Genomic DNA, 22,095 nt, shown 5'->3' with positions numbered 1-22,095 from the left:
CCCAACCGCTGCGCCTCGGCGAACAACGCCCCCACCTTCGCCGCACCGTCAAGCATCGAATACTCCGTGTGCACATGCAGGTGGACGAAGGGGTCAACAGGCACGGGAAAGTCCTCCTTCGCGACGGCTTCGGGGAGATTGCCAGCCTAACTCGCGCACCCGACGTGATCGCCGATTCCCCCGGCGTTGCGCGCGGTTCCCGCCGCGACGCGAGGTGCGCGGCTGCGCGCCCGCGCGCCCGCGGGCGGAAACACCGTGCCGTTTGCGCGCGGGAACCGCGGAGCGGGTAGCGTGGCACGACGTGGCTGGCCCTGATCCCGTGGACGTGCGACTGCTGAGCGTCGTCGCCGAGATGGGCCGAGCGGCGGTCCCCGAGATCGCCGGTCGGCTCGGCATGGACGTGCGCGACGTCGCCGCGCGCCTCGCTGCCCTCTCCACCACCGGTCTCCCGCTGATCGTCGGCGTCGAGTGCGATGCGCAGGCCATCCGCAACGCCGTCGCCGCGGCGCAGCACTGGGCCGCGCAGAACATGGCCAGCGGCCCCTACCCGGTGGCCGGCCCCAGCGGCGCGCACCAGGTCCCGCAGCACTCCGGCTCCTACCCGCCGCCCGGCGGCTACCCGGGCCAGACCGGCGGTTATGCCGCGCCCAACTACGGCGGTCCGAGCGGGCCGCAGCGGTTCGTCCCGACCGGCCCGCCGCCGACCTCGTTCCCGCAGCAGCAGCAAGCCGCCCCGCAGGACCCGATGAACGTCTGGGGTCCGCCGGGCTCGGCCGCGTGGGCGCGCGGTGACCAGCCCGCGCCGCAGGCCCCGCAGCCGCAGGCGCGCACCGGCAAGGTCGGCAGCAAGCTCGACGTGGACGGCCTGGAGGGCGAGCGGATCACGATCCTGCTGGTCGAGGTGGTCGACCCGGCCGACTTCCTGTTCACCGCGGCGGGCTACGAGCTCAAGGACGGCGAGCGCGCCGTGGTGGTGCACACCGAGCTGACCAACCGCGGCCAGACGCCCTTCACCTCGCTGCCCGACCTGTACCTGGAGCTGATCGCCAAGGACGGCTCGGCGATCGCGAAGTCCCCGGTCTCGCTGTCCTCCCGGCCCCCACACCGCATCGGCGTCCCGCCGGGCGAGACGGCGGGCGGGCACACCGTCTACGTGCTGCCGGAGTCCACCGAGCTGACGGCGGTGCGCTGGACGCCCCGCCCCGGCGACACCCAGCGCACCCTGCTCTGGGACATCACCGACCTGTGACCACTGGCTGTTATTACTGGGATCGCCCCCCGCCCGTACGTCTGTCCTGGTGATCTGCGGGCGTGTGCCCTTGCGGTTCGAGCCGCGTTGTGGACATCTGGAGTCATGACACCCCCTCGTGTCGACCGGAGCGCTGCTCAACCGCACCTCAAGGGACCGTGATGCAACCCAGCCACGAGGCACCTCGAAGCCCGAGCGTGGTTCCGGGTGCCACCACCGCTGGAGGTCGCGGGGCGGCGGGGCAGCCCACCAGCGTCGGTGTCCCGCGCGAGTCGGTGCCGGGTGAGCGCCGGGTCGCGCTGGTCCCCGGCGTGGTCGAGCGGCTGTGCGCGCAGGGCCTCCAGGTGGTCGTCGAGCCCGGCGCCGGGCAGGCCGCGCTCATCCCCGACGACGCCTTCACCAAGGCCGGGGCGCACCTCGGCGACCCGTGGTCGGCCGACGTGGTGGTGAAGGTCAACCCGCCGAGCGCGGCGGAGGTCGCCAAGCTGCGCCGCGGGTCGACGCTGATCGGTTTCCTCGCCCCGCTGACCGACCCGGACGTGGCGGTGCGGCTGCGCGAGGCCGGGGTGACCGGGTTCGCGCTGGAGTCGGTGCCGCGCATTTCCCGCGCCCAGTCGATGGACGCGCTGTCCTCCCAGGCCAACGTGGCCGGGTACCGCGCGGTGCTGCTCGCGGCCACCGAGTGCACCCGCTTCTTCCCGATGCTGACCACCGCGGCGGGCACCGTGAAACCCGCCTCGGTGCTGGTGCTCGGTGTCGGGGTGGCCGGGCTGCAGGCGCTGGCCACGGCCAAGCGGCTCGGGGCCCGCACCACCGGCTACGACGTGCGCCCCGAGGTCGCCGACCAGGTGCGCTCGGTTGGGGCGAAGTGGCTGGACCTGGGCATCTCGGCGGTCGGCGAGGGCGGCTACGCGCGCGAGCTGACCGAGGACGAGCGCGCCGAGCAGACCCAGCGGCTGAGCGCGGCGATCAGCGGTTTCGACGTGGTGATCACCACCGCCCTGGTCCCCGGGCGCCCGGCGCCGCGGCTCGTCCCCGCCGACGCGGTGCGCCGGATGCGGCCGGGCAGCGTGATCGTCGACCTGGCCGGATCGGCGGGCGGAAACTGCGAGCTCAGCCAGCCGGGCCGGACGGTGGTGGCGGACGAGGTCACCATCGCCGCCCCGCTGGACCTCCCGGCCACCATGCCGGAGCACGCCAGCGAGCTCTACGCCCGCAACGTCCAAGCCCTGCTGGAGCTGGTGCTGGTCGACGGCCGCCCCGCCCCGGACTTCTCCGACGAGGTCCTGGCCGCCGCCTGCGCCACCCGCACAGACCCAGGTGAGGGGGCACCCGTGACCTGACCGGGGCACGGGCGCCCCCTCACCCCGTCCCGGGAGGAGGGGCGATGTTCCTGGCTGACCTCGCGATCCTGGTGCTGGCCGGTTTCGTCGGCTTCGCGGTGATCTCCAAGGTGCCGAACACGCTGCACACCCCGCTGATGTCCGGCACCAACGCGATCCACGGCATCGTGCTGCTGGGCGGGGTGCTGGTGCTCGGGTCCGGTGTGGACGACCTCGGGTCGCAGCTGCTGGCCTTGGTGGCCATCATCTTCGGCACCATCAACGTGGTCGGCGGGTTCCTGGTCACCGACCGGATGCTGGGCATGTTCAAGGGCAAGCCGGAACCCGCGCGGAAGGACGCCGAGAAGTGATCACGCTGCGGTCGGTCCTCTACATCCTGGCGTTCGCGCTGTTCATCTACGGCTTGATGGGCCTGACCGGGCCGCGGACCGCGGTGCGCGGCAACGCGATCGCCGCCGCGGGCATGGCGGTCGCGGTCATCGCCACGCTGCTCACCCCCGGTCTCGGCAACTGGGGGCTGATCGCGCTCGGCCTGGTGGTCGGCACGGTGATCGGCGTCCCGGCCGCGCGGCAGGTGAAGATGACCGCGATGCCGCAGATGGTGGCGCTGTTCAACGGCGTCGGCGGCGGCGCGGTGGCGCTCACCGCCTGGGTCGAGTTCCGGGAGGACCCCGGGTTCCAGGGCGCGCCGCTGCACGTGCCGGTGGCCACGATGTTCGCCGCGATCATCGGCTCGATCTCGTTCTGGGGTTCGCTGGTGGCCTTCGGCAAGCTGCAGGAGCTCGTCCCCGGCCGCCCGATCACGGTCGGCCGCCTGCAGCTGCCGCTGAACGTGCTGCTGCTGGTCGGCGCGGTGGCGTGCGCCGTGGCGGTCGGGCTGGGCAGCGACGTCGAACTGCTGCTGGTGGCGGTGCTGGTGCTGGCCGGGCTGGGTGGGATCGCGGTGGTGCTGCCGATCGGCGGTGCGGACATGCCGGTGGTGGTGTCGCTGCTCAACGCCTTCACCGGGTTGTCCGCCGCGGCGGCCGGTCTCGCGCTGAGCAACACGGCGATGATCGTCGCCGGGATGCTCGTGGGCGCCTCCGGTTCGATCCTGACCGACCAGATGGCCAAGGCGATGAACCGCTCCATCCCGTCGATCATCGCCGGCGGCTTCGGCGGCACCGCCGCGTCCGCCCCGGTGACCAGCGGTGGCCCGGTGCGCTCGGTCAGCGCCGCGGACGTGGCCATCCAGCTGGCCTACGCGGGGCAGGTGATCGTGGTGCCCGGCTACGGGATGGCGGTCGCGCAGGCCCAGCACGCGGTGCAGGACATGGCGAAGCTGCTGGTGGACCGCGGCGTCGGCGTGGCCTACGCGGTCCACCCCGTGGCCGGGCGGATGCCCGGGCACATGAACGTGCTGCTCGCGGAGGCCGACGTGCCCTACGAGCAGCTCAAGGAGATGGACGAGATCAACGACGAGTTCGCCCGCACCGACGTGGCGCTGGTGATCGGCGCCAACGACGTCACCAACCCGGCGGCGCGCAGCGACCCGAGCTCGCCGATCTACGGCATGCCGATCCTCAACGTCGACCAGGCCCGGACGGTGGTCGTGCTCAAGCGCTCGATGCGCGCGGGCTTCGCCGGAGTGGACAACGCCCTCTACACCGACCCGAAGACGGCGATGCTCTTCGGCGACGCCAAGTCCTCGGTCCGGGAGATCGTCGAAGAGCTCAAAGCCCTCTGACCGCCGCGACTCCCCTGCGCGATCTCACGGGAAGTCGCGCCCGGCGACGGGGCTCAGCCTTCCTTCTTCCGGAAGAAGTCCAGCGGGCTGGAGCGCTTGGGGCGCTCCGGCTTGTTCCGGCTGCGGTACTCCAGCTTCGGCCAGTCCCCCGCCTCACCCGACGAGGGGGTGGGCTCCGGGGCGCCGAGGACCGAGGGCGCGGCCGACCCCACGTCCTCCGCGCTGATCACGTCGCCGAGGTTGGTGAACCCGCTGGGCGGGGTCTCCGCGTCAGCCCCGGGGTCGATCACCGGCATGCCGGTGGGCGGTGTCGGCGCATCCGAGCCCCCGAACGTTCCCGACTGTGCCATCAAGCCCCCTCCACGGGTAGGTCGTGCAGCAACGGTACCTGGTTCAGCGGTCCTGGTCGCGGAGCTCGTCGAGCGCGTGCTGCAGGTCGTCCGGGTACTGGCTCTCGAAGGTCACCCAGCCGCCCGAGGGGTGTTCGAAGGACAAGCTCCGGGCGTGCAGCCACTGTCTGGTGATGGCCAGCTTTCGCGCCAGGACCGGGTCCGCACCGTAGGTCAGGTCGCCGACGCACGGGTGCTTGATCGCTGAGAAGTGCACTCGGATCTGGTGCGTGCGACCGGTTTCCAGCTTCACGTCCACCAGCGAGGCGGCGCGGAACGCCTCCACCGTCTCGTAGTGCGTGATGCTCGGCTTGCCGCCGGTGACCACCGCGAACTTGTAGTCGTGGCGGGGATGCCGGTCGATCGGCGCGTCGATGGTGCCGCGGCTGGGGTCGGGGTGCCCCTGCACCACCGCGTGGTAGCGCTTGTCCACGGTGCGCTCCTTGAACGCCCGCTTGAGCACCGAGTAGGCGTGCTCGCTCTTGGCGACCACCATCACCCCGGTGGTGCCCGCGTCGAGCCGGTGCACGACGCCCTGCCGCTCGGCGGCGCCGGTGGTCGCGATGCGCACCCCGGCGGCGGCCAGCCCGCCGACCACCGTCGGGCCCTCCCAACCGGGGCTCGGGTGCACCGCGACGCCGATCGGCTTGTCCACCACCACGATGTCGTCGTCCTGGTGGAGGATCTCCAGCCCCTCCACCGGCACGGCGACGACCTGCAGCGGCTGCTGCGCGGCGGGCAGGGACACCTCCAGCCACGAACCGGCCACCAGCCGGTCGGACTTGCCCGCGGGGTTGCCGTCGAGCAGCACGTCACCGGACTCGGCGAGGGTGGCCACCGCGTTGCGGGACAGCCCCAGCAGCTTCGACAGGCCCGCGTCGACCCGCATGCCGTCCAGCCCCTCGGGCACCGGCAGAGTTCGAAGATCGCTCACGACTCGTTCCCCGCCGCCTTCTTCTTCCGGTGCACGGTGCCGTCGTAGTCACGGCCCATCAACGACAGCAGCACGACCAGCACGCCGCCGACGACGATGCAGCTGTCGGCGATGTTGAACACCGGCCACACCGCGCCACCGGGGGCGAGCAGCGACAGGAAGTCGACCACGTGGCCCTGCAGCGGGCCGGGCGCGCGGAAGATGCGGTCCACCAGGTTGCCGCACGCGCCGCCGAGCACCAGGCCGAGGCCGATCGCCCAGCCCGGCGAGCGCAGCTTCGGGGCCAGCCAGATGATCACGCCGACCACCGCGATGGCCAGCAGCGCCAGCAGCCAGGTCAGGCCGGTGGCCAGGGAGAACGCCGCGCCCGGGTTGCGCAGCACGTCGAGGTAGAGCAGTCCGCCGAGCACCTCCACCGGCGGCTCGCCCTCCAGCTCGGCGACCACGAGGACCTTGGTGAGGATGTCGAGCCCGAGCCCGACCAACGCCACCCCGAACAGCAGCGCCAGCAGCTTGCGCGGTGTGCGCGGTCGCTCACCGGGCGCTCCGCTGGACGTCCCGGCGGTCTCGGCCGGGGTCTCGGGCGCCTGCTCGACGGCTTCCCCGGGGTCGGCCGACTCCGGGGATGACTGCCTGGGTGTGGACTGGTCGCTGCTCACACCCCCATTGTCCCTGAACCGCACCGACCGGGTTCCGGCAGTCCCACTGCCCCGCCCCGCAGTTTCAATTGAAACTGCGGTCCGCCAGGGGCCCGAATCGCAGTTTCAATTGAAACTGCGACTCGACGCCGCACCGGGACCACGCCCACCCAACCCGGGAGGAGCCGCGGGGTGGGAGTGGTCAGGGGAGGAAGTCCGGGAGGGGGCGCAAGTCGTCGACCGGGGTCCAGCGGCCGTCGACCTGTTCGTAGCGCCAGGTCGGGCCGTTGGCGACCAGCTCGCGGAGGGCGCCCACCAGCCGGTCGACGTGCTCGGCCGTGGTGCCCAGGCCGATGCTGACGCGCACCGCGCGGTCCGCGTCCGCCCCAGCGCGGGACAGCAACCGCCGAGTGGCCAGGTGCGCGCAGAACAGCCCGTCGCGGACGCCGATGCCGTACTCGGCGGAGAGCGCGGCGGCGAGCAGTCCGGGGTCCTGGCCGTCGACGGTGAAGCTCACCACGCCGACCCGCTCGTGGTCGGGCCCGAACAGCCGGAGCTCGCGCAACCCCGGCACCTCGCGCAACCCGGCGCGCAACCGGCCCAGCAGCGCCTCCTCGTGCGCCACGACGTCCGACCAGTTCGCCGACAGCTCCGCGCAAGCCTTGGCCAGGGCGTGCACGCCGACCGTGTTCGGCGATCCCGCCTCGTGCCGCTCCGCTCCGCTGGTCCAGCTCACCGCGCGCTCGTGCACCTGCCGGGTCGCACCGCCTCCGGCCAGGTACGGGTCCGCGGCGTTGAGCCAGTCGGCGCGCCCGACCAGCGCGCCCGCACCGAACGGCGCGTAGAGCTTGTGCCCGGAGATGGCGACGTAGTCGATGTCGAGCTCGGCGATCCGCACCGGGCGGTGCGGGGCGAGCTGCGCGGCGTCCAGCACGGTCCGCGCACCGCGGCGGCGGGCGACCCGGGCGAGCTCAGCGACCGGCCACAGCTCGCCGGTGACGTTGGAAGCCCCGGTGATCACCGCCAGCCGCGGCCCCTCCGGGCACTCCGCCAGCGCCGCGTCCAGCGCGGCGACCACCTCGGCCGGGGTTCCCGGGGCCTCGATCCGCCGCACCCGCGGGCCGCCCCAGGGGAGCAGCGCGGCGTGGTGCTCGGTGTCGAAGACGACGACGGAAGTGCTGCGTGGCAGGGCCCTGGCCAGCAGGTTCAGCGCGTCGGTGGTGTTGCGGGTGAAGATCACCGAGTCGGTTCGGCGGGCCCCGACGAACTCGCGCAGGACGTCCCGCGCCCCCTCGTAGACCCGCGTGCACACCTGCGAGGCGAAACCCGCGCCGCGGTGCACGCTCGCGTACCACGGCAGCAGCTGGTCAACAGCCGTCCGGACGCTCTCCAGGCAGGGCGCGCTGGCGCCGTGGTCGAGGTTGGCGTAAGTGGCGCTGCCCCCGGTGACCAGCGGGACCCGCAGCGCGTTCCCGACCACGGCGGGCACGCGGTGGTCAGCAGTGGACTGCGTCGGAATGGTGACGACGGCAGACGTCATGATGCCCCTCCCAGGGCCTCATCGGACCCGTCCTGAGGGGTCCGCGCTTGCCGGGTCGCCCTGCGCGACCGGCCAGGTCCTCACCCGGGGCACCCCACCGCGGTTGGAGGGTTGCCGGCCAGCGAGCCGGGGCTTGGCGCTGGCACTCATGACCTTCGGAACAGGAGATTAGGAAAGGGCCCGCACCGCGAGCAACACCTCTTCCCGAAGCGTGGGAGAGGTCTGCGTCACAGCAACGTGGGCGGGCACCTCACGCGCGAGGTGCCCGCCCACGTCGGGGATCAGACCCGGGCGACCGAAACCTCGACCTCGGTGCCGTCCCCGACCGTGCCGGTGGAACCGCCGACCGCGGAACCGGGTTCGACCGCGTCGGCGAGGGTTTCGGCCGCGATGAACTCGCGGTGCGCAGTCACCGCCGACAGCACCTCCTCGGGCGCCGAGACGGTCACCGTGATCCGGTCGGAGACCTCGAAGCCCGCGTCCTTGCGCGCCTGCTGGACGACGCGGACCACGTCGCGGGCCACGCCCTCGGCGGCCAGCTCCGGGGTCACCTCGGTGTCCAGCACGACCAGCCCCAGGTCGCCGGGCAGCGGCGAAGCCGCACCGGAGTCGGTGGACACCAGCCGCTCGGTGAACTCGCCCTCCTGCAGCTCGATCCCGGCCGCGACGACCGCACCGCCCGGCGTGCGGCTCCACTCGCCCGCCTTGACCGCCTTGATCACCTTCTGCACGTCGCGGCCCAGCCGCGGACCGGCCGCCCGCGCGTTCACCGCGATCTCGAAGTGGCCGTGCGCGGCCACGTCGGTGGTCAGCTCCAGCTCCTTGACGTTGACCTCGTCGCGGATCAGCTCGGCGAAGGGCCGCAGCGCCTCCGCCTCCGCGGTGGCCACCACCAGCTTGGCCAGCGGCAACCGCACCCGCAGGTTGTTGGCCTTGCGCAACTTCGAGGCCGTCGAGCACACCTGGCGGACCTGGTCCATCGCGCTCACCAGCGCCGCGTCCGCGGGCAGCTCGTCGACCAGCGGCCAGTCGGCCAGGTGCACCGAGCGGCCCCCGGTCAGCCCGCGCCACACCGCCTCCGCGGTCAGCGGCAGCATCGGCGCCATCACCCGGCAGGTCACCTCCAGCACGGTGTGCAGGGTGTCGATGGCGTCGCGGTCACCGGCCCAGAAGCGGTCGCGGGAGCGCCGCACGTACCAGTTGGTCAGCACCTCCAGGAAGTCCCGGACGGTGCCGCACGCCCCGGCCAGGTCGAGCGAGTCCAGCGCGGCCTGCACGTCGCCGACCAGCTCGTGGGTCTTGGCCAGCACGTAGCGGTCCAGCACGTGCTGACTGTCCACCCTGGACTCACCGGTGACGCCCTCGGCGTTGGCGTACAGCGCCAGGAAGTACCAGGAGTTCCACAACGGCAGCACCGCCTGGCGCACCGCCTCCCGGATGCCCTGCTCGGTGACCACCAGGTCGCCGCCGCGCAGGATCGGGCTGGCCATCAGGAACCAGCGCATCGCGTCCGAGCCGTCGCGGTCGAAGACCTCGTTGACGTCCGGGTAGTTGCGCTTGGACTTCGACATCTTCAGCCCGTCGTGGCCCAGCACGATGCCGTGCGCCACCACGTTCTTGAACGCGGGCCGGTCGAACAGCGCGGTGGCCAGCACGTGCAGCGTGTAGAACCAGCCGCGGGTCTGGCCGTTGTACTCGACGATGAAGTCACCCGGGTAGTGGTGCTCGAACCACCCGGCGTTGTCGAACGGGTAGTGCACCTGCGCGAACGGCATCGAGCCGGACTCGAACCAGCAGTCCAGCACCTCCGGCACTCGGCGCATGGTGGACCTGCCGGTCGGGTCGTCCGGGTTGGGCCGGGTGAGCTCGTCGATCTCCGGGCGGTGCAGGTCCTTCGGCCGTACCCCGAAGTCGCGCTCCAGCTCGTCCAGCGAGCCGTAGACGTCGGTGCGCGGGTGGTTCGGGTCGTCGGAGACCCACACCGGGATCGGCGAACCCCAGTACCGGTTGCGGGAGATGTTCCAGTCGCGGGCGTTCTCCAGCCACTTGCCGAACTGGCCGTCCCGGATGTGCCCCGGCACCCAGTTGATCTGCTGGTTGAGCTCGACCATCCGGTCCTTGAACTTGCTGACCGCCACGAACCAGGACGACACCGCCCGCTGGATCAGCGCGTTGTCGCAGCGCCAGCAGTGCGGGTACGGGTGGTCGTAGGTCTCGTGCCGCAGCAGCAGGCCCGCGTCCTTGAGGTCGCGGGCGATCTGCTTGTTCGCCTCGAAGACCTGCAGGCCCTCGTACGGCGGCACCTCCGCGGTGAACTTGCCGTGCGCGTCGACCGGCACCACTGGCTCGATGTCGGCGGCGTCGGTGACGAGCTTGTCCTCCTCACCGAAGGCCGGTGCGATGTGCACGATCCCGGTGCCGTCGTCGGTGGTGACGTAGTCGGCGGCGAGCACCTGGTGGGCGTTCTCGCGGCCCACGAAGAAGTCGAACGGCGGTTGGTACCGGCTGCCCAGCAGGTCGGATCCCTTGAATCGCTCGACAACGTGGTCGGCGACGTCCTCGCCGAGCTCCCGCGCGTAGGCGCCCAACCGGGCCTCGGCGAGCACGTAGCGCTCGGTGCTGTTGCCCGGCGCGACGAGCACGTAGTCCACCTCGGGGTGCACCGCTGCGGCGAGGTTGGACGGCAGGGTCCACGGGGTGGTCGTCCAGACCAGGGCCAGCGCGCCGTCGAAGGCCTTGCCCGGGGCGGTGAGCCGCAGCCCGACCGTCACCGCCGGGTCCTGGCGCTGGCGGTACACGTCGTCCATGCGGGTCTCGGTGTTGGACAGCGGCGTCTCGCAGCGCCAGCAGTACCAGAGCACCCGAAAGCCCTCGTAGACCAGGCCCTTGTCCCACAGGGCCTTGAACGCCCACATGACGCTTTCCATGTAGTCCAGGTCGAGCGTCTTGTAGTCGTTGGCGAAGTCCACCCACCGCGCCTGCCGGGTGACGTAGTCCTCCCAGTCCGCGGTGTAGCGCAGCACCGAGGTGCGGCACGCGTCGTTGAACGCGGCCACGCCCATGCCCTCGATCTCGGACTTCGAGGTGATGCCGAGCTGCTTCTCCGCCTCCACCTCGGCGGGCAGGCCGTGGCAGTCCCAGCCGAACCGGCGCTCCACCCGGCGGCCGCGCATCGTCTGGTAGCGCGGCACCACGTCCTTGACGTAGCCGGTCAGCAGGTGCCCGTAGTGCGGCAGGCCGTTGGCGAACGGCGGGCCGTCGTAGAAGACGAACTCGTTGGCGCCGTCGGTCCCGGCCTCGCGGGCCTGCACCGAGGCCCGGAAGGTGTCGTCGCTCGCCCAGAAATCCAGCACCTGGCGCTCGATCTCCGGGAACGCGGGCTGGGCAGCCACGCCGCGCTCACCGGCGTCGCCGAACTGAACCTTGGGATATGACATCGCGGATGCGCTCCTCGCGGTGTGTGTCGTTGCCGCCGCACGGTCACCGAGACCTCGGTGCCCACGCGGGGACGACACCTCGTGCGCGTGCTCCGCACGAGATCCGCGGTACCACCCCGCTTGCCGCCGGCGGACGCCGACGACCCCTCGTTGCCAGCTGTGACGGGCTGGACCCGTCCGGTTCTACTGAGGTGCTGCGGGCACCCGTTCTTCCGGAGGCTCCCCGGTGATGGCCGGATCGTCGCCTGGTCGTTCCAGCGTACCGGGCCACCGCCACCAGTTTTCACCGACTCCGCCCGACCGGCTCAGGACGGCCGGACCTCGGCGGCGATGGTGGCGTTCGGCGCGCACAGGGCGCAGGGCGTGAAGCCCAGCTCCCGCGCCTCCCGCAGGCTCAGCTTGACCGTCTTGCGCGAGCCGATCCACTCGCAGGTGCGGACGTGGTAGCGCGGGCGCTCGTCGATCACCAGCACCTGCGCGTCCGGCCGCGCCGCCTCGGCCGCGTTGCTGCGCTCCTCCGCCGGTTCCTCGCCGATGTCGGCGAACGGCGGCTCGGCCGCGTCGCGCTTAACCGCCTCCCGGCGCCGCCGCACCCGGTCCGCCACCAGCAGGCCGACCGCGACCACGCTGGCCAGCACCGACAGCCACGCCAGCTCGGCGTCGCCGCCCACGACGGCGGCGACCAGCACACCCGCCGCGAGCAGGACCAGCAGCAGCACGACCAACAGCACGTGACCTCACACCCCTCGCGGTACGGGTCCCGACGCGCGCCAGCGGCGACGGGCGCGCCACCCGCCGCCGCTGGCTCACAGCGATTCCTCGATCCCGATCGCCCGCGTCACCGGTTCCACCGAGCGCGAGTCAGCACGGGTGGTCAGCCAGCTTCGGCTGCCCGCGCTCCGAAGCTGTAGCTGGCCTGCTGACCGGACGAGCGGCTGCCACTGCTCTCGGCGGGCGCCGCCGACCCCCGGTCCTGCAGTTCGCGCAGCTGCGACTCCAGGTAGGTCTGCAGTCGAGTGCGGTACTCGCGCTCGAACGTGCGCAGGGTTTCGATCTTCTTCTCGAGGGCGTTCTTCTCCGACGTGATGTTGCCCATCACTTCGGCGTGCTTGCGCTGCGCGTCGCGCTCCAGGTTGGCGGCCTTCTCGCGGGCCTGCCGCTCCAACGTCTCGGCCCGGGTGCGGGCGTCGTTGAGCATCGTCTCGGCCCGGGTCCGGGACTCGTTGACCATGCTGTCGGACTTCGAGCGCGCTTCCGAGAGCAGCTGCTCGGATTTCGTCCGGGCCTCGGCGAGCATGCCGTCGGCCTCGGCCTTGGCCTCACCGGTCAGCCGGTCGGCCATCTCCTGCGCGAGGCCCAGCACCTTGGCGGCCTGCACGTGGTGGTCGCCGCCGGGCGAGGTCTGCTCGGCAGCGGTCGGCGCCGGGACCGGGGTGAGCCGGCGCGGTTCCTCCGTCGGGGCGGCCGGGGTCGAGGAAGCGGACGCCGCCTGGCTGCGGGCGTCCTCCAAGTCGACCTGCGCGGTCTGCAGCTGGGACTCCAGCTGCTCGACCTGGCTGCGCAGATCGTTGTTCTCCTCCACCAGCCGGGCAAGCTCGGCTTCAACCAGGTCGAGGAATGCGTCCACCTCGTCCTCGTTGTAGCCCCGCTTACCGATCGGAGGTTTGCTGAACGCGACGTTATGCACGTCGGCGGGGGTCAGGCCCACAAGATCACCTCACGCACTCCTCGGCTGCGGGTAGCCCGGGTTCCCCGTCACCCGGGCTGCACCAGTCGCATCAGTATGAACACGACCAGCAGCAGCACCATAATCGATAGGTCCAGTCCGACGCCGCCGATCCGGACCGTCGGAATCACCCGACGCACCAACTTTACGGGTGGGTCGGTCACTGTGTAGATGCTCTCCAACGCGATTGCAACCCCCCCGACGGGCCGCCAATCGCGCGCGAACACTCGAACGAGTTCGATCACGATACGGGCCGTGAGCAGGAGCCAGAAGAAGAACAGAACGTAGAACAGGACGATCTGCACCGGGTTCACGCTTCAACTGTGCCACCACTCACCCGTAGTTGAAAAAGGCACCCTCGGCGAGCCGCCTCTTGTCCTCCGCCGCGACGTCCACGTTGGGCGGTGAGAGCAAGAACACGCGGTTGGTGACCTTCTCGATCGAGCCCCGCAGCGCGAACGCCAGACCAGCGGCGAAGTCGACCAGGCGCTTGGCGTCGGCCTCCTCCATCTCGGTCAGGTTCATGATCACCGGCGTGCCGTCCCGGTACTGCTCGCCGATCGTGCGGGCCTCGCTGTAGCTGCGCGGGTGCAGCGTTGTGATCTTGCTCAAGTTGAACTGGGTGCCGGTGTCGGTGACCGCCCGCAGCCGCGAGACGTTCTCGCGCGGCTGGTCGGTGGGCAGTGCACTGCTGCGCACCGGGGTGTCCGCCGCCCACTGCCGACGTGGGCGCGGTGCCGGTGGTTCCCGGTAGTCCTCGACGAAGTCCGGCTCCGCGTCGGCTTCCGCCTGGTACCCCCCGCGGGTGCCGACCCGGCGCCGCGGGGCCCGCTCGGCGGGTCCGTCGTAGGTGTCGCGGTCGGAGTCGGCGTACCGGTCGCGGTAGCCGACCTCGTCGTCGTAGTCGTCGACCTCGTCGGCCGGAACCATGCCGAAGTAGGCCTTCAACTTGTGCAAAGCGCTCATCGGCATGCCCTTCCTCTTGCGACTCCTACCACCAAGCACGAGGAGGCCGACCCTCGACCCCCTCTGTCCTGCGGCTACGGCGAGGTTAACCGCCGCCCACCGAGCAACGCGGTTCCGACACGCACCCGGGTCGAGCCGTGGGCAACGGCACTCTCCAGGTCGCCGGACATCCCCGCCGACACCTCGACAGCTTCGGGGTGATCTCCTCGTAACCGCTCGGAGATCTTGGAAAGTGTGTCAAAGGCCACATCGGGGTCGCCACCCAGGGGGGCGACTGCCATCACACCGCGCAATCGAAGATCACCCGTCAGCGTGATCATATCGGCCAGCGCGGCCACCTCGTCGGGCCGACAACCCCCGCGACCCTCCGACTCGTCCAGGCTGACCTGCACCAACACGTCCAGGGGGTGTGTTCGGTCACCCGCGTCGAGCGCGTTCGCCGCCGCCCGCCGCAGCGCCTCGACGAGCCGCTCGCTGTCCACCGACTCGACCACGTCGGCCCAACGGGCCACCGAGCGCGCCTTGTTCCGCTGCAGCTGCCCGACCATGTGCCAGCGCGCCTCCGCCGACGGCCGGAGCTCGGCGAACTCGGCGACCTTGCCGCGTGCCTCCTGCTCCCGGTTCTCCGCGAACTCGGTCAACCCCAGGTCGGCCAGCAGCGCGACGTCCGAGGCCGGGAAGGTCTTGGTCACCGCCAGCAGCTCGACCTCGCCGGGCTCGCGCCCAGCGGCCCGGCACGCCCGGTCCACCCGCTCGCGCACCTCGCGCAGCGATTCCGCCAGTTCGGCCCGGCGCAGCTCCTCGTTCACTCGGCGTCCTCCGGTTCGGCCCAGACCACCGCGGCGAACCGGCCGGTTCGCCCGTTGTCGCGGCGGTGGCTGTACAGCTCTGGCGATTCCATCGTGCAGCGCGGGTCCACCCCGATCTTGGCGATGCCCGCGGCGGCCAGCTGCTCCCAGAGCCCGGCGCGCAGGTCCAGCCCCGGGGTGCCCTTGCGCGTCCTGCACGCGCTGCCGGGCAGGTGCTGCTCCACGTCGGCCTGCATGTCGGCGGGCACCTCGTAGCACTCGCCACAGGCGGCCGGTCCCAGCAGCGCCTCGACGCGGTCGAGCCGGGCGCCCGCCTGCTGCATCGCCTTGAGCGCCGCCACGACGACCCCCACACGCGCCCCGACCCGCCCGGCGTGCACCGCCGAGACCACGCCGGTCCCCGGGTCGCCGAGCAGCACCGGCACGCAGTCCGCGGTCAGCGCGGCCAGCGCCAGGTTCGGTTGCGCGGTCACCAGCGCGTCGGTGGCCTCGACCGGTTCGGGCTGCGGGCCGTCGACGATCGTCGCGGTGCGGCCGTGGATCTGCTCCATCCACACCAGGCGTTCCTCGGGCAGGCCGATGCCGTCGGCCAGCTTGCGCTGGTTCGCGGCCAGCGCGGCCGGGTCGTCGCCGACGCGGCCCCCGAGGTTGAACGAGTCGAACGGCGGGCGGGAACTCCCGCCCTCCCGCGTGGTGATCACGCGCCGGATCCGCACTGCAGCTCAGCCTCCCTGAACATGAAGCGACACCGGGAGCGGTGGTGCTCCCGGTGTCGATTCTCGCCCATGCGCCGCCACCCCAGGCGTGCTCCGCCCGGTTCGGGCTTCAGCGGCGCATGAACGGCGGTATGTCGACGTCGTCGTCGGTGTCGTCGTTGACCGGCACGGCACCGCGGTTGCCCAGGCCGCCGGTCGGCCGCGTCGAGGTGCCGCCGTGCGCCGGGTAGCCGCCCGCCCGCGGGGTGGTGGGCACCGAGACGCCCGGCTGACCGGCCGCGGAACCGTCGCTTCCGAACAGCCCGGACCGCTGACCCATGTCCGGCCGCTGCCGCACCGGCTCCGGTTCCGGCTGCGCCGGGGGCTCCGGCTGCGCGGGCTGGGTCGCCTGCTGCGGGGCCTGCGGCGGCTGCGCGGGCGGGGTGGTCGGCTGCGCGGGCTGCTGCGGCGGCTCCGCGGTGACCGGCTGTTCCGCCTGCGGGGTCGGTGCCGGGGCCGGGGCCGACTGCGCCGGTTCGGCCCGGGACTCCACCACCTGCGGCTGGGCCTGCTTCTCGGTGCTCGCCGCGGGTTCGGCGTCCTCGGTGCGGCCGCCGACCTTGGTCGGTTCGAGCTTCTTGTGCGTCGGGGTGCCGGAGTCGAACCCGGCGGCGATCACCGTCACCCGCACCTCGTCGCCGAGCGAGTCGTCGATGACCGTGCCGAAGATGATGTTGGCCTCGGGGTGCGCGGACTCCTGGACCAGCGACGCCGACTCGTTGATCTCGAACAACCCGAGGTCGGAACCACCCGCTATGGCCAGCAGGACGCCGTGCGCGCCCTCCATGGACGCCTCCAGCAGCGGCGAGTTGATCGCCTTCTGCGCGGCCTGCACGGCTCTGCCCTCGCCGCTGGCCGAACCGATGCCCATCAGCGCGCTGCCCGCACCGGACATGACGCTCTTGACGTCGGCGAAGTCGAGGTTGATCAGACCCGGGGTGGTGATCAGGTCGGTGATGCCCTGGACACCGGAGAGCAGCACCTCGTCGGCGGAGCGGAAGGCGTCCATCAGGCTCACCCCGATGTCGCCCAGCTGCAGCAGCCGGTCGTTCGGGATGACGATCAGCGTGTCGCAGCAGTCGCGGAGCTCCTTGATGCCCTGCTCCGCCTGGGCCGCGCGGCGCTTGCCCTCGAAGGTGAACGGCCGGGTGACCACACCGATGGTCAGCGCGCCGAGCTTGCGCGCGATCGACGCGACGACGGGCGCACCACCGGTGCCGGTGCCACCACCCTCACCGGCGGTCACGAACACCATGTCGGCGCCCTTGAGGACCTCTTCGATCTCTTCCTTGTGGTCCTCGGCGGCCTTGTGGCCGACCTCCGGCGCGGCGCCTGCTCCGAGACCGCGGGTGAGCTCGCGGCCGATGTCGAGCTTGACGTCGGCATCGGACATCAGCAGGGCCTGCGCGTCGGTGTTCACCGCGATGAACTCGACGCCCTTGAGCCCGACCTCGATCATGCGGTTCACGGCATTGACGCCGCCGCCACCGATGCCGACGACCTTGATCACCGCGAGGTAGTTGTGCGGGGGCGTCATCGGATCCGCCTTCCTGATCGTGGCTGGAGTGCTCTCTGCGTCGACCGCCGGGATGGTCGCTGGCCGGTCGCCGCCGATTCCGGTCCCCCTGGTCGCCACGGCGCGGGCTCGTCCGGTGCGGCCGATCCCGTGCCTGATCCGGACCGTAGGCGGGGCGGTGACGTCGAGTCCAGCAGCCACGCCGGGATCCGTGCCAGGTGTGTTGCGCCGTGCACCTCGTCGCTTTCCGTCTCGACCGGTTCCGTCGTTGCCCAGCGGGTCCGCCGGCGGAGTCGCAGCGAGCCCAGTTCGTTCCTCCCCTTGTGGTGGTCACGTCGCGGACGCGATCACCACCGACACCGTACCTGGCCACCGCCTCACCCGGTCGAGGCAGGCAGCGGTGCGCACGGCGATTTCACCGCCAGCGGGCGCGGGACACCCGGACGCGCCGCGCGAATCCCGACCGGAGGTGTCCGGATTCGCTGGCACCGTCGGACCTCGACCAACGGAGCACCAGGAGGAAATCCAGGCATGACAGGACAACTGCACGGCAAGGTCGCGCTGGTCGCCGGGGCCACCCGGGGCGCGGGGCGCGGCATCGCCGTGGAGCTGGGGGCGGCCGGCGCGACGGTGTACGGGACCGGCCGCAGCACCCGGCAGCAGCGCTCGGACTACGACCGGCCGGAGACCATTGAGGACACTGCCGAGCTGGTGACCGCGGCGGGCGGCACCGGCATCCCGGTGCGGGTCGACCACACCGAGCCCGACCAGGTGCGCGACCTGGTGCGGCGGATCGAGGCGGAGCAGGGGCGGTTGGACGTCCTGGTCAACGACCTCGGCGGGGAGCACCTGATCCACTGGGGCAAGCGGCTCTGGGAGCACGACCTGGACATGGGCCTGCAGCGGTTGCGGGTCGGCGTCGAGGCGCACATGATCACCGCGCACTTCGCGCTGCAGCTGCTGAGCAAGCGGCCGGGTGGGCTGGTCGTGGAGCTCACCGACGGCACCGCCGAGGTGCACGAGCAGTACTACCGGAGCGACTGCGGGGCGTTCTTCGACGTCGCGAAGACGGCCATGCACCGGTTGGCGCGCGCGGAGGGCGAGGAGCTGCGGGAGTTCGGCGGCACCGCGGTGTCGCTGACCCCGGGGTGGCTGCGGTCGGAGATGATGCTCGACCACTTCGGCGTCTCCGAGGAGAACTGGCGGGAGTCCACCACCGCGCCGGAGGGCTTCGGGATCTCGGAGTCACCCGCCTTCACCGGTCGCGCGGTGGTCGCCCTGGCCGCGGACCCGGGCGTGGCGCGGTGGAATACGCAGTCGCTGTCCAGCGGGTACCTGGCGAAGGTCTACGGCTTCACCGACGTCGACGGCTCGCAGCCGGACGCCTGGCGCTACATCCAGGAGGTCGAGTGGCCCGGGAACCCGGGGGACCCGGCGGACTACCGGTGAGGTCGTGAGCGGCGGTGGTCGTTCCCACCACCATCGCCGCTCACGACTCGTAGAGCTCGGTGGCGCGGCGGGCGGCGCGGGCGAAGCGGGCGCGGAGCTCCGGCGGCGCGAGGACTTCCAGCTCGGGGCCCAGGCCGAGGAGCTGGTCGTAGGCGATGTCGAGGGACTCGACCGGGAGCCGGGTGCTGACCCAACCGGCGGCGTCCGGTTCGCCCGCCGCCGCTTCGGCCGCCTGCGCCCCCGCGGGATCCGCGACCGAGTGCAGCTTGCGCAGGCCGGACGGGCTGACCCGGATCTCGACGGTCTCGCGCAGCAGGGACCGGGCGAACTCCTCGGACTTCTCCTCCCAGAACGCCGCGAGGTCGAAGTCGGCGGCCCGGTCGAACGGTTCGCCGAGCACCTCGACGGCGCGGAAGCGGTCCACCCGGTAGGTCAGGAACCGCTGCTCGCGGCGCGCGATCAGGTACCAGACACCGGCCTTGAGCACGAGGCCGTGCGGTTCGAGCTCGCGCCGCACCTCCCGCCCGTCGCGCCCGTAGCACGCCGTGACCTTGAGGTCGGACCACACCGCGCGGCTCAGCTCGGCCAGTCCCGCCGGGGTTTCGGCCTCGCGGAACCAGCGCGGCGCGTCGAGGTGGAAGCGCTGCCCGACGCGCTCCGGTGCGTCCCGGAACGGTGGCGGCAGGGCCGCCGAGGCCTTGCGCCGGGCCGCTGCCACCGCCTCCCCCAGACCCATCTCGGCCGCCGCGGTGGGGACCCCGAACAGGAACAGGGCTTCGGCCTCGGCCTGGTGCAGCCCGGTGAGCTTCGACCGGTAGCCGCCGAGCAGCCGGTACCCGCCAGCCCGCCCGCGCTCGGCGTAGACCGGCACCCCGGCCTCGGCCAGCGCCAGCACGTCCCGGGCCACCGTGCGCTCGGAGACCTCCAGCTCGCGGGCGAGTTCCGGGCCGGTCATCGACCCCCGCGCCTGGAGCAGGGACAGCAACGAGACCAACCGCGACGCCCGCACCTCGCGAGGATATCGAGCGTTCCCTGTTTGATTCGGTTCGCCCCGGTCTGCGAAGGTTCAGCGCGTGTCAGTCACCGCACCTCCCGGATCCCAGCTGGCCCCGCGGTGGCGACGCGGCCGCCTGCTGCTGCTCCTCGCCCTCACCGTGGTCCCGCTGCTGGTCACCGGCTGCTGCGCGGCGATGGCCGCGATCGCGATGGCGGGCGGCAGCGGGCCGTGGGCCCTGCTCCCCGCCGCCGGGGCGCTGGTCCTGGTCGCGGTCCAGACCGGCTGGCTGGTGCACAGCGGTAGCAGCGACCCGTCGAACGCGCTGAAGGTCGCGTTCCTCGCCGGGGGCGCGACCGTCCTGGTCGGGCTGATCCCGTCGTTCGGCCTGGCTGGCACCGGGCTCGCCGGTGCGCTGCTCGGCCTTGGCTTGGTGCTGGTCGTGGTGAGCTGCGTCCTGGCCTCCCGCGGCCACCGCACGATGCTGCAACCGCTGGTGCCCGAGCTCGGTTCGGTGCCCGTGCGGCTGCGCTTGGCCGCGCGCTTCGCGCTCGACGGGCCGGACCTGGTCAGCGCCAGCCTGCTCATCGACGTGGACCGGGTGGGGTGGACGGCGCGGCGGCACCGCGCCAAGGGCGGCCCGCAGGTCGACGTGTCGGTGCCGTTCCAGCAGCTGCGCGGGGCGCGCCCGATCACCCTGCCGACACCGCAACCGTGGCTCTCGCTGCCCGACGGCACCGTGCTGCACGCGCCCGCCGGTCCCGCGGTCGTGCTGACCACGGTGACCGGTGAGCGGATGGTGCCGGTGCACGAAGCCGCCCTGGTGGTGGCCCTGCTGGAGCGGCGGGTCGGGCGCTGGCGACGAACCACACCAATGTGACGTGCAACTCAATTCGCCCACGAGTGGAACTCAGCGGGCCAGTCACCCACCCAAACTCGACGCCGAGCACTGACACCCCGGAGGAAGAGCATGATCAGCCAGGATCCGCTGAAGGCGGCGGAAGAGCTGGAGAAGTGGGCGCAGGGCTTGGAGCAGCGCGCCCAGCAGTACAACGAGCTGCAGGACCGGCTCAACGCCACCACCGCGCGGGCCACCTCCCCGGACGGGGCGGTCGCGGTGACCGTGGACTCCAACGGGGTGCCCACCGAACTCAAGCTCAACGAGCAGGCCCGCGGCATGGACCCGGCCCGCGTCTCCGAGCTCCTCATGTCCTGCCTCCGGCAAGCCCAGGCGCAGCTGCGCTCCGAGGTGACCGAACTGGTGCAGAGCACGGTGCCGGGCGAGGACGCGCCCGCGCTGAACATCATCGCCCAGTACGAATCCCGCTTCCCGGCCGCCGAGACCACCGAGCCCTCTGCGCCCTCCGCGCCGCCGGCCGACGACGACGAGGACTGGGGCAACCAGTCCTTCATGCGCTGAGGAGGCACCGATGAACGGATTCCGGATGGACCCGGACCGCGTCCGCCAGCACGCGGCGGAGGTGGCGGAGGTGGCCGGGAACGCCGACACCGCCGCCCAGGCCGCTGCCCACCTCGCCGACCTCAACGACGCGTACGGCCTGTTCTGCCAACCGTTCGCCATGATGCTCAAGGGACCGCAGGAGATCGGCGCCCAATTCCTGCAGATCTCGGCGGACGAGCTGCACCGGATGAACCGCGACCTCGAGGAGTCCGCCAAGACGACCGAGGAGATCGACCGGGACCAGGCGTCCAAGATCGAAAAGCTGTTCTCGCAGTTCCAGTGATTCGACCGCGACCGGAATGGGGAGTCCGCTGATGGTTCTGGGGATCGACGACTCGTCGAACAACCCGCTGATCGAGGACAGCACCGACGTCCGCAACAACTACCTCCAGGACGCCAACCCGCTGGAGAACATGGGCGCTCCTAGCCAGGACTCGGGCACCGGGTTCATGACCGGCGTGACCGCGTTCGAGGCGGGCTGGGCGATCGCCGAAGGCGTCGACAAGGGCGACTACAAGATCGCGGTCAGCGGCATGGTGGCGCTCGGCCTGGACGTGGCCGGTGCGGCGATCGACCCGATCGCCTACGTCGCGGGCCAGCTGTTCTCCTGGATGCTGGAGCACATCGAACCGGCCCGCGCCGCGCTCCACGCGCTGTCCGGCAACCCGGACATGGTCAAGGGCTACGCCGCGTCCTGGACCAACGTCGAAGAGCAGATGAAGAAGGTCAGCGGCCAGTACGAGGACGCGGCGGCGGGCACCAGCGAGCACTGGGAGGGCGAGGCCTCGGACGCCTACCGCCACCAGGCCACGACGCTGTCCAAGCTGTGCGAGGAGGCGGCTGGTGGCGCGCACGCGATCGCGAGCCTGACCACCGGCATGGCCGAGGTCGTCAACGGCGTGCGCACGGCGGTCCGCGACCTGCTGTCGGGCATCGCGGGCGCCCTGGTGAGCTGGGCCATCGAGCTCGCCTGCACCGTCGGCGCGGCGGCCCCGCTGGTCGTGGCCCAGGCGACGAGCAAGATCGCCCAGGTGGTCCGCATCGCGGGCCAGCTGATGAAGGCGCTCGGCAAGGCCCTCAGTGACGCCACCCTGTGGCTGGTGGTGATCCGCGACCTCTTCGACGGCCTGATCCGAGCGGTGAACGCGCTCCGGGGTTGATC

General features: G+C 71.9%; 23 protein-coding genes and 1 riboswitch. Of the genes, 9 read left to right on the top strand and 14 right to left on the bottom strand.

Going from position 1 to position 22,095, the window contains the following annotated elements:
* Positions 1 to 104, bottom strand: a 104-nt coding sequence (locus ABT324_RS07645; protein ID WP_502949710.1) for a PHP domain-containing protein, incomplete at its 3' end; no start/stop codon positions are given.
* 197 nt (positions 105 to 301) lie between these two features.
* Here ABT324_RS07645 and ABT324_RS07640 point away from each other — a divergent pair.
* The 4 genes from ABT324_RS07640 (at position 302) to ABT324_RS07625 (ending at position 4,318) form a co-directional block, all read left to right on the top strand.
* A complete protein-coding gene (locus tag ABT324_RS07640) occupies positions 302 to 1,249 on the top strand; it encodes an Lrp/AsnC family transcriptional regulator (RefSeq protein ID WP_351173287.1) in 948 nt (315 codons plus the stop codon).
* A 197-nt stretch (positions 1,250 to 1,446) separates the two neighbouring features.
* Positions 1,447 to 2,592 (top strand): Re/Si-specific NAD(P)(+) transhydrogenase subunit alpha, encoded by a 1,146-nt coding sequence (locus ABT324_RS07635; RefSeq protein WP_351173284.1) that lies wholly within the window; start codon positions 1,447 to 1,449, stop codon positions 2,590 to 2,592.
* A 44-nt stretch (positions 2,593 to 2,636) separates the two neighbouring features.
* Positions 2,637 to 2,942, top strand: a complete 306-nt coding sequence (locus ABT324_RS07630; protein WP_351173281.1) for an NAD(P) transhydrogenase subunit alpha part 2 — start codon at positions 2,637 to 2,639, stop codon at positions 2,940 to 2,942.
* Positions 2,939 to 4,318 carry an NAD(P)(+) transhydrogenase (Re/Si-specific) subunit beta gene (locus ABT324_RS07625; RefSeq protein ID WP_351173278.1) on the top strand — a complete coding sequence of 460 codons (1,380 nt, stop codon included), beginning with the start codon at positions 2,939 to 2,941 and terminating at the stop codon, positions 4,316 to 4,318. Before ABT324_RS07630 ends, ABT324_RS07625 begins: the two co-directional genes overlap by 4 nt.
* Positions 4,319 to 4,371: 53 nt before the next feature.
* Here ABT324_RS07625 and ABT324_RS07620 read toward each other — a convergent pair whose 3' ends face one another.
* From ABT324_RS07620 to ftsZ, 12 genes are all read right to left on the bottom strand, one after another.
* Positions 4,372 to 4,668 (bottom strand): hypothetical protein, encoded by a 297-nt coding sequence (locus tag ABT324_RS07620; RefSeq protein WP_351173275.1) that lies wholly within the window; start codon positions 4,666 to 4,668, stop codon positions 4,372 to 4,374.
* 43 nt (positions 4,669 to 4,711) lie between these two features.
* Positions 4,712 to 5,596, bottom strand: coding sequence for an RluA family pseudouridine synthase (locus ABT324_RS07615; protein ID WP_351173315.1), 885 nt, complete (start codon positions 5,594 to 5,596; stop codon positions 4,712 to 4,714).
* 41 nt (positions 5,597 to 5,637) lie between these two features.
* The gene (gene lspA / locus ABT324_RS07610; protein WP_502949707.1) at positions 5,638 to 6,300 is read right to left on the bottom strand and encodes a signal peptidase II; all 663 of its coding nucleotides are present in this window, start codon (positions 6,298 to 6,300) and stop codon (positions 5,638 to 5,640) included.
* 181 nt (positions 6,301 to 6,481) lie between these two features.
* Positions 6,482 to 7,819, bottom strand: coding sequence for an aminotransferase class V-fold PLP-dependent enzyme (locus ABT324_RS07605; protein ID WP_351173272.1), 1,338 nt, complete (start codon positions 7,817 to 7,819; stop codon positions 6,482 to 6,484).
* A gap of 38 nt (positions 7,820 to 7,857) precedes the next feature.
* A riboswitch (SAM riboswitch) is annotated at positions 7,858 to 7,973 on the bottom strand.
* Positions 7,974 to 8,100: 127 nt separating this feature from the next.
* On the bottom strand, positions 8,101 to 11,256 hold the full coding sequence (gene ileS / locus ABT324_RS07600) for an isoleucine--tRNA ligase (RefSeq protein WP_351173269.1): 3,156 nt from the start codon (positions 11,254 to 11,256) through the stop codon (positions 8,101 to 8,103).
* 305 nt (positions 11,257 to 11,561) lie between these two features.
* A complete protein-coding gene (locus ABT324_RS07595; RefSeq protein ID WP_351173266.1) occupies positions 11,562 to 11,987 on the bottom strand; it encodes a hypothetical protein in 426 nt (141 codons plus the stop codon).
* Positions 11,988 to 12,130: 143 nt separating this feature from the next.
* Positions 12,131 to 12,964, bottom strand: coding sequence for a DivIVA-like cell division protein Wag31 (gene wag31, locus ABT324_RS07590; protein ID WP_351173263.1), 834 nt, complete (start codon positions 12,962 to 12,964; stop codon positions 12,131 to 12,133).
* A gap of 47 nt (positions 12,965 to 13,011) precedes the next feature.
* On the bottom strand, positions 13,012 to 13,296 hold the full coding sequence (locus ABT324_RS07585) for a YggT family protein (protein ID WP_093160639.1): 285 nt from the start codon (positions 13,294 to 13,296) through the stop codon (positions 13,012 to 13,014).
* Positions 13,297 to 13,315: 19 nt separating this feature from the next.
* Entirely contained in the window at positions 13,316 to 13,948 is a 633-nt protein-coding gene (locus tag ABT324_RS07580; protein ID WP_351173260.1) for a cell division protein SepF, read from the bottom strand.
* A gap of 74 nt (positions 13,949 to 14,022) precedes the next feature.
* Entirely contained in the window at positions 14,023 to 14,757 is a 735-nt protein-coding gene (locus ABT324_RS07575) for a YggS family pyridoxal phosphate-dependent enzyme (RefSeq protein ID WP_351173257.1), read from the bottom strand.
* Complete coding sequence (gene pgeF, locus ABT324_RS07570; protein ID WP_351173254.1) at positions 14,754 to 15,458, bottom strand: peptidoglycan editing factor PgeF; 705 nt, start codon at positions 15,456 to 15,458, stop codon at positions 14,754 to 14,756. The genes ABT324_RS07575 and pgeF overlap by 4 nt, the downstream gene beginning before the upstream one ends.
* 124 nt (positions 15,459 to 15,582) lie before the next feature.
* Positions 15,583 to 17,049: a cell division protein FtsZ gene (gene ftsZ, locus ABT324_RS07565; protein ID WP_351173251.1), complete on the bottom strand. Its 1,467-nt coding sequence runs from the start codon at positions 17,047 to 17,049 to the stop codon at positions 15,583 to 15,585.
* A gap of 510 nt (positions 17,050 to 17,559) precedes the next feature.
* Here ftsZ and ABT324_RS07560 point away from each other — a divergent pair.
* The gene (locus tag ABT324_RS07560) at positions 17,560 to 18,477 is read left to right on the top strand and encodes an SDR family oxidoreductase (RefSeq protein ID WP_351173248.1); all 918 of its coding nucleotides are present in this window, start codon (positions 17,560 to 17,562) and stop codon (positions 18,475 to 18,477) included.
* A 40-nt stretch (positions 18,478 to 18,517) separates the two neighbouring features.
* Here the strand turns inward: ABT324_RS07560 and ABT324_RS07555 are convergent, their stop codons facing one another.
* Complete coding sequence (locus ABT324_RS07555; RefSeq protein ID WP_351173245.1) at positions 18,518 to 19,486, bottom strand: helix-turn-helix transcriptional regulator; 969 nt, start codon at positions 19,484 to 19,486, stop codon at positions 18,518 to 18,520.
* Between the two features lie 64 nt (positions 19,487 to 19,550).
* Between ABT324_RS07555 and ABT324_RS07550 the strand changes: the two genes are divergently transcribed.
* The 4 genes from ABT324_RS07550 to ABT324_RS07535 all read left to right on the top strand — a co-directional run bounded on the left by ABT324_RS07550 (position 19,551) and on the right by ABT324_RS07535 (position 22,093).
* Positions 19,551 to 20,351, top strand: a complete 801-nt coding sequence (locus ABT324_RS07550; protein ID WP_351173243.1) for a hypothetical protein — start codon at positions 19,551 to 19,553, stop codon at positions 20,349 to 20,351.
* 90 nt (positions 20,352 to 20,441) lie between these two features.
* On the top strand, positions 20,442 to 20,891 hold the full coding sequence (locus ABT324_RS07545) for a YbaB/EbfC family nucleoid-associated protein (RefSeq protein WP_351173240.1): 450 nt from the start codon (positions 20,442 to 20,444) through the stop codon (positions 20,889 to 20,891).
* Between the two features lie 10 nt (positions 20,892 to 20,901).
* A complete protein-coding gene (locus ABT324_RS07540) occupies positions 20,902 to 21,216 on the top strand; it encodes a type VII secretion target (RefSeq protein ID WP_351173237.1) in 315 nt (104 codons plus the stop codon).
* Positions 21,217 to 21,247: 31 nt separating this feature from the next.
* Positions 21,248 to 22,093, top strand: coding sequence for a WXG100 family type VII secretion target (locus ABT324_RS07535; RefSeq protein WP_351173234.1), 846 nt, complete (start codon positions 21,248 to 21,250; stop codon positions 22,091 to 22,093).
* Positions 22,094 to 22,095: the final 2 nt, after the last annotated feature.

This window comes from Saccharopolyspora sp. NPDC000359, assembly GCF_040300525.1.
Taxonomy (GTDB): domain Bacteria; phylum Actinomycetota; class Actinomycetes; order Mycobacteriales; family Pseudonocardiaceae; genus Saccharopolyspora.
Note: the sequence above shows the minus strand (reverse complement) of the source record. Positions and strands in the feature narration are given on the sequence as shown.